Raw genomic sequence first — 5,552 nt, forward strand, 5'->3', positions numbered from 1 at the left:
ACCTTTAACGATCAAAGTTAAAGGTTACGACGTTTATTGAAAGGATTGAATGAGTCGATTTAAAGACGCTTACCTTTTGGCGAAGCAAATTATAACTCTTTACCATGCTGTTCAAAAAATACTCACGAAAGATCAACGCGCCCTAGTTGTTTTTAAAAGTTGATCAATAAAATTTCCGTGTTAATTATCACATATCAAGTCATTTGTACTACAAAACCATATCCTTAAAACATAGTCTTGCCTCGACTATTTCTGATAACAACAGGCTAATCCAAATGACCATAGATACTATTGTAGTTCTTGCCTATTTTATGTTTCTCATAGCAATAGGGTGGATGTTCCGAAAATTCTCTACTTCAACCAGTGATTACTTCCGTGGGGGCGGTAAGATGCTGTGGTGGATGGTTGGTGCAACCGCATTTATGACCCAGTTTTCAGCATGGACGTTTACCGGTGCCGCAGGACGCGCATTCAGTGATGGCTTCGTCGTCGTAATTCTATTCTTGGCGAATGCTTTTGGTTACTTCTGTAACTATCTCTACTTTGCACCAAAATTCAGACAGCTAAGAGTTGTTACCGCAATTGATGCAATTCGCATCCGTTTTGGTAAAACTTCAGAGCAGTTCTTTACGTGGGCGGGTATTCCAGACAGCCTTATCTCGTCAGGTATCTGGCTAAACGGCCTAGCCATTTTCGTTGCTGCTGTATTTGATATTCCGATGGAAATGACGATCGTTGTCACGGGTGTCGTTCTCATGCTGATGGCGGTAACAGGAGGCTCTTGGGCTGTTGTCGCATCTGACTTCATGCAGATGCTTGTCATCATGGCGGTAACCATCACTTGCGCGATTGCCGCATACTTCTACGGTGGTGGTATGGGTGAAATTGTCAGTAACTTCGAAGGCAACTTTGTCACTGGTAACAACCTGAACTACATGAGCATCTTTATCCTTTGGGTAGTGTTCATCTTTATCAAGCAATTTGGTGTAATGAACAACAGCATCAACGCTTACCGTTACCTATGTGCTAAAGACAGTGACAACGCTCGTAAAGCCGCAGGACTTGCTTGTGCGCTAATGGTTCTTGGTCCAGTCATTTGGTTCCTACCACCTTGGTACGTAGCTGCTTACATGCCGGACTTTGCAGCGAACTACGAAGTGGGTAACGATGCCGCTTACCTAGCATTCGTACAAAAACTGATGCCAGCAGGTATGGTCGGTTTACTTATGTCAGCGATGTTTGCTGCAACCATGTCCTCGATGGACTCTGGTCTAAACCGTAACGCAGGTATTTTTGTACTTAACTTCTACAATCCAATCCTCCGTCCAAACGCATCACAGCGTGAGCTGATGGCAGTGAGTAAGCTTACAACGGTATTGATGAGCTTCTTCATTATCGGTGTTGGTCTATACATTAACTCTCTGCGCCATCTAAGCCTGTTCGATATCGTACTTAACGTTGGTGCATTGATCGGCTTCCCGATGCTCATCCCTGTACTATTAGGTTTCATATTCCGCAATACACCGGACTGGTCTGCTTGGGCAACACTCATCGTCGGCGGTTTTGTTTCTTACTACTTTGGTATTTCACTAGAAGCTCACCATATCGAAAGTTGGTTCAACCTTGATCAGGCACTAACAGGTCGTGAATGGTCTGATTTGAAAGTGACGCTAAGCCTTATGGCACACGTAATCTTGACGGGTGGCTTCTTCATGGCGATTGTGTACGCGTATCGCAACAAGCCATGCCGTACTACAGAGCGTGAAGCAGAAGTGACAGAGCTATTCAAAAACTGGGATACACCTGTTGTCGCAGATTCAGAAGAGCAGCAGGACCTGGATACCAAGCAACGCAGTATGCTGGGTAACCTTATCTGTATCGCAGGTTTCGGAGTCCTAGCGATGGCACTGATTCCAAATGATATTATGGGTAGAGGCCTATTCCTTGTCTGTGGTTCTCTAGTATTAGTAGTCGGTGTACTACTCGTAACAGCGGCCAAGAAATCAGCACCACAAATACAATAAGAGGTTACCTTGCAGCTAAGTACTGAACTCTAATCTCCCCTAACCTAGTCCCGGCACTCGCCGGGACTTTTTGTTACAATTGAGACATTAATAATTTCGTGAAATGACCATTAATCTGCTAGTTGCTTTGCTATTAGACAGTGTATAATCGCTAGGTTAATTTAATAAACCTAGAGTTTCTGAGTAATAACATGGTATCCCATTGCATCAAAATTTTCGTCGGCCTGATCATAGCAGTATGCTTGCATATTGTTACTGATTTTGTGCACCTGGAAATTGATGGCAATAATTACCACCACAGCTCTATTGCTGAAGCGGTCGCAGACAAGGCGCTGATAGCAACTGCTGAAGGAGAACTAGAGGACACCAACAAGCTAACGTTTAACGACGCCCTAAATGATGTAGCTATTCCATCACGCAGAGGGCTCGGTAATTCTTCTGGAGGTGAACGAACATTTGAAGGCACCTATCATTTATTGGTCGCTTTTCTCGCTCCGCCATTACTCAAACTTGCTTCCCAAGATGCACCTCTACCTTCCTACGATCTACTTTGGATGAACCGACCGCAACCTCGCTCATCTCGTATATCCGGTTGGAAAGATGGCAACTTATTGTATTCCCACAAAGATCCTTCTAATCACTAGAACTCGCACTCAGTCCATCTGAGTGATTCGTTTCGTTTGCACCGTACAAGAACATCTTCTCTTTGCGGTGATAGATCCACGTAATGATTGGAGTCTCTGGTGAGCCTATCTAATTACTTGATCCAGCACATACCGAACGTATGTGTACATCCCATGGGCACGTTTTCTTTCTTTTTAAATACCGGGGAAGACATTTAATGCTCAAATTTATCAAACAAGAGTATGTACTCTTTACCGCAGCACTAACTGTTGTCTTCTTCAAATCAGGAGGCGATAACGTACTGCTCGGCCAACTCGTGTCGGCACAAGGGGTCGTTTTAACTGCTGTGTTGTTCATCGTTGTGATGGCAGCAATATTTGCCGTTGTTCGTCACTCAGATGCTCTAGCGATTAAGCTGGGAGACCCTTATGGGACTCTCATACTGACCCTCTCGGTCATTTTACTTGAAGTTGTCATGATCTCTTCTGTGATGCTAACAGGCGACTCAAATCCTGTTCTTGCTCGTGACACTATGTTTGCTGTTATCATGACGGTTTTAAACGGCCTAGTGGGCATTACACTGCTGATTGGTGGTGTGAAGTATCACACACAGAAGTACAACATTGATGGACTTAAATCGTACCTGGTTGCGATCGTGCCATTAGCACTACTTTGCTTAGTGCTACCAAACTTCACATCCGTCAACGAGTTTGGGGCGATGTCATTACCACTCACACTGACACTCGTCTTAGTTTCCATTGTCTTGTATGCCGTATTTCTATTCATACAAACAAAAAGTCACACGCACTTTTTCGTTGATGATGGTCACGAGGATGATCATGAGTTTCATGGTCCATTGAAGAGCAACTCCTATCACTCGATCATGTTAGTCGCCTACCTTATGGTAGTGATCTTAATGGCAAAAAGCCTAGCGATTCCGATCGATGGCGCCATGGTTTCTGTTGGAGCACCACCAGCACTGGGAGGTCTCATTGTCGCTATCCTAATCTTAGCTCCCGAGGCAGTGGGCGCAGCTAAAGCAGCCATGCATAACCAGCTTCAGCGAGCAATGAACCTATTCTTTGGCTCGGTCTTGGCGACTATCGCCCTGACGGTACCAGCAGTGCTACTGATCTCAGAAGTGATCGCGACACCGATCTTGCTTGGATTGGAGCCTGCTGAGATGGTCTTACTTGTCACGACGCTGATTATGACGGGCATCAGTTTCAGTAGTGGTAGAACACACTCACTGAACGGTGCTGCGCACCTTATTCTATTCGTCGCTTACATCATTTTGATGTTTGAATAAATTTGAATCCATACCCCGCTCTTGCGGGGTACTCTCATTGTGATTAAGACATGCAAGAAACATTGATCGCCGTATGGAACCATGATTTCGCAACGCTTCAAGGCATGGATACCCTTTATGGGCTAATCCTACTTCTTGGATTGATTTTGCTCTTAGAGTCTAGTTTCGTATTTTTGCCTTTGCCCGGCGACGCCTTAGTTCTATTTGCCGGAGGATTAGTTGGTTTGGGCGTTATCGACTTTTACCCGACGCTCATCACACTCTGTGTGGTTGCCTCCACAGGGAATGCGATTGCCTACTATCAAGGACGTTTACTGCAACGACCGCGCTTTATGGCATTTTTAGAGCGTATATTACCTGACGGATCATTGACAAGGGCTCGACATCTACTCAAAAAGTATGGGTTTGTTTCACTGTTTATCTCTCGATTTATCCCTTTTGTGCGCGTATTAACACCCATGTTAATGGGACTGTCTAATTTGAGCTATGTGAGAACGATTGCACTTGGGGTGACGAGTTCAACCATTTGGTGCTTGCTGCTTATGACGTGTGGTAAGTGGCTAATGCTGAACCCTTCACTGACGGATTATCAAGAAATGATCACAAAGGGAATTCTTATAGCGAGTGCTGTTTCGATGGCGATTGCTGTGATTGGTGTTTGTCGCAGAATTCTACTAAAAAGGGGTGAGGTCAATTAAGACCAAAACCAAATATGTCAACGATGTAGGTTTTAATAATAGAACCAACAAACATTGACAAATATAGCTCTTTAACAAGTTGAATGTGAGTGATTGTACGACGCAAAAAAACTACCTACAAATAGGGAAACTATCGTTACCTTGTGGGTCGCTTCTATCAATTAAATAACTAGGGCGTGTTGACTTTTCGCGGTTAAATTTTGTTCGAGATTAAAGCGTTTTAATCGCGGCGAGGGGGAAGTAGCCTAGTCACTCTAAGCAAATCTCCCTCAACAAAGAGTAAAGCGCTTTTAGCCGAACCCTTCGGGCAGCGTTTGCTGGTCATTTCTACTACGTCATCGGCTTCTCATGTAGGCTACTACACATCGACGCCTCTGCCTTGTATAAATACCCAGCAACTCGCTGCAAAAATCAGCTCGAAAGATCAACACGCCCTAAACTATTTATACTTATTTTTGAGTATTATCTAACTATCGAGTCCAAAGAACCGTTCTTTGGACTCGATTCGTTTTGTCACTTTCAGGTCTATGGCTGGCTTAATTAAACTCGTAACGGTAATTAACTACTCCACGAGCTTCGGTCCCATAAATCGAGTTGTCGACAGTAATACCCATGACATTGAATGATTGCTTATCAGTCAAACTGTAGCTCATATCGGCGCGCCCCAGTACGAAGAAGATCGTTCTGACCTTGCGTCGTACCTGCTACAGCTAGTGCAGTCCCATTATCATTCAGAGGCTTAAAAGCAATCATGCCGATATACCCAGATTGGCCAGACACTTTCTCGACCACTCCGTCTTGATAAGTTTGACTATCATTATGGCTTTGTTGCGTAAATCGAGTGAACTAAATCAGAATCGTACGATCAGATCAGAGACATTCTCTTATTGACTCCGA

At 44.2% G+C, this 5,552-nt stretch carries 5 protein-coding genes; 4 read left to right on the forward strand and 1 reads right to left on the reverse strand.

Translation table 11 applies throughout. From position 1 onward, the window contains the following. Positions 1 to 275 precede the first annotated feature (275 nt). The 4 genes from Q1A70_RS18690 (at position 276) to Q1A70_RS18705 (ending at position 4,655) form a co-directional block, all read left to right on the forward strand. Positions 276 to 2,024 (forward strand): sodium:solute symporter family protein, encoded by a 1,749-nt coding sequence (locus Q1A70_RS18690; RefSeq protein ID WP_299695268.1) that lies wholly within the window; start codon positions 276 to 278, stop codon positions 2,022 to 2,024. Between the two features lie 242 nt (positions 2,025 to 2,266). Beyond that, the gene (locus tag Q1A70_RS18695; protein ID WP_299695265.1) at positions 2,267 to 2,668 is read left to right on the forward strand and encodes a hypothetical protein; all 402 of its coding nucleotides are present in this window, start codon (positions 2,267 to 2,269) and stop codon (positions 2,666 to 2,668) included. 197 nt (positions 2,669 to 2,865) lie between these two features. Continuing rightward, positions 2,866 to 3,957 carry a calcium:proton antiporter gene (locus tag Q1A70_RS18700; RefSeq protein WP_299695262.1) on the forward strand — a complete coding sequence of 364 codons (1,092 nt, stop codon included), beginning with the start codon at positions 2,866 to 2,868 and terminating at the stop codon, positions 3,955 to 3,957. 50 nt (positions 3,958 to 4,007) lie between these two features. After that, entirely contained in the window at positions 4,008 to 4,655 is a 648-nt protein-coding gene (locus tag Q1A70_RS18705) for a DedA family protein (RefSeq protein WP_299695259.1), read from the forward strand. Positions 4,656 to 5,288: 633 nt separating this feature from the next. Here the strand turns inward: Q1A70_RS18705 and Q1A70_RS18710 are convergent. After that, on the reverse strand, positions 5,289 to 5,435 hold the full coding sequence (locus Q1A70_RS18710; RefSeq protein ID WP_299695256.1) for a hypothetical protein: 147 nt from the start codon (positions 5,433 to 5,435) through the stop codon (positions 5,289 to 5,291). Positions 5,436 to 5,552 lie beyond the last annotated feature (117 nt).

The sequence above is a fragment of the uncultured Vibrio sp. genome (genome assembly GCF_947488985.1).
In the GTDB taxonomy this organism is placed as follows: Bacteria; Pseudomonadota; Gammaproteobacteria; order Enterobacterales; family Vibrionaceae; genus Vibrio.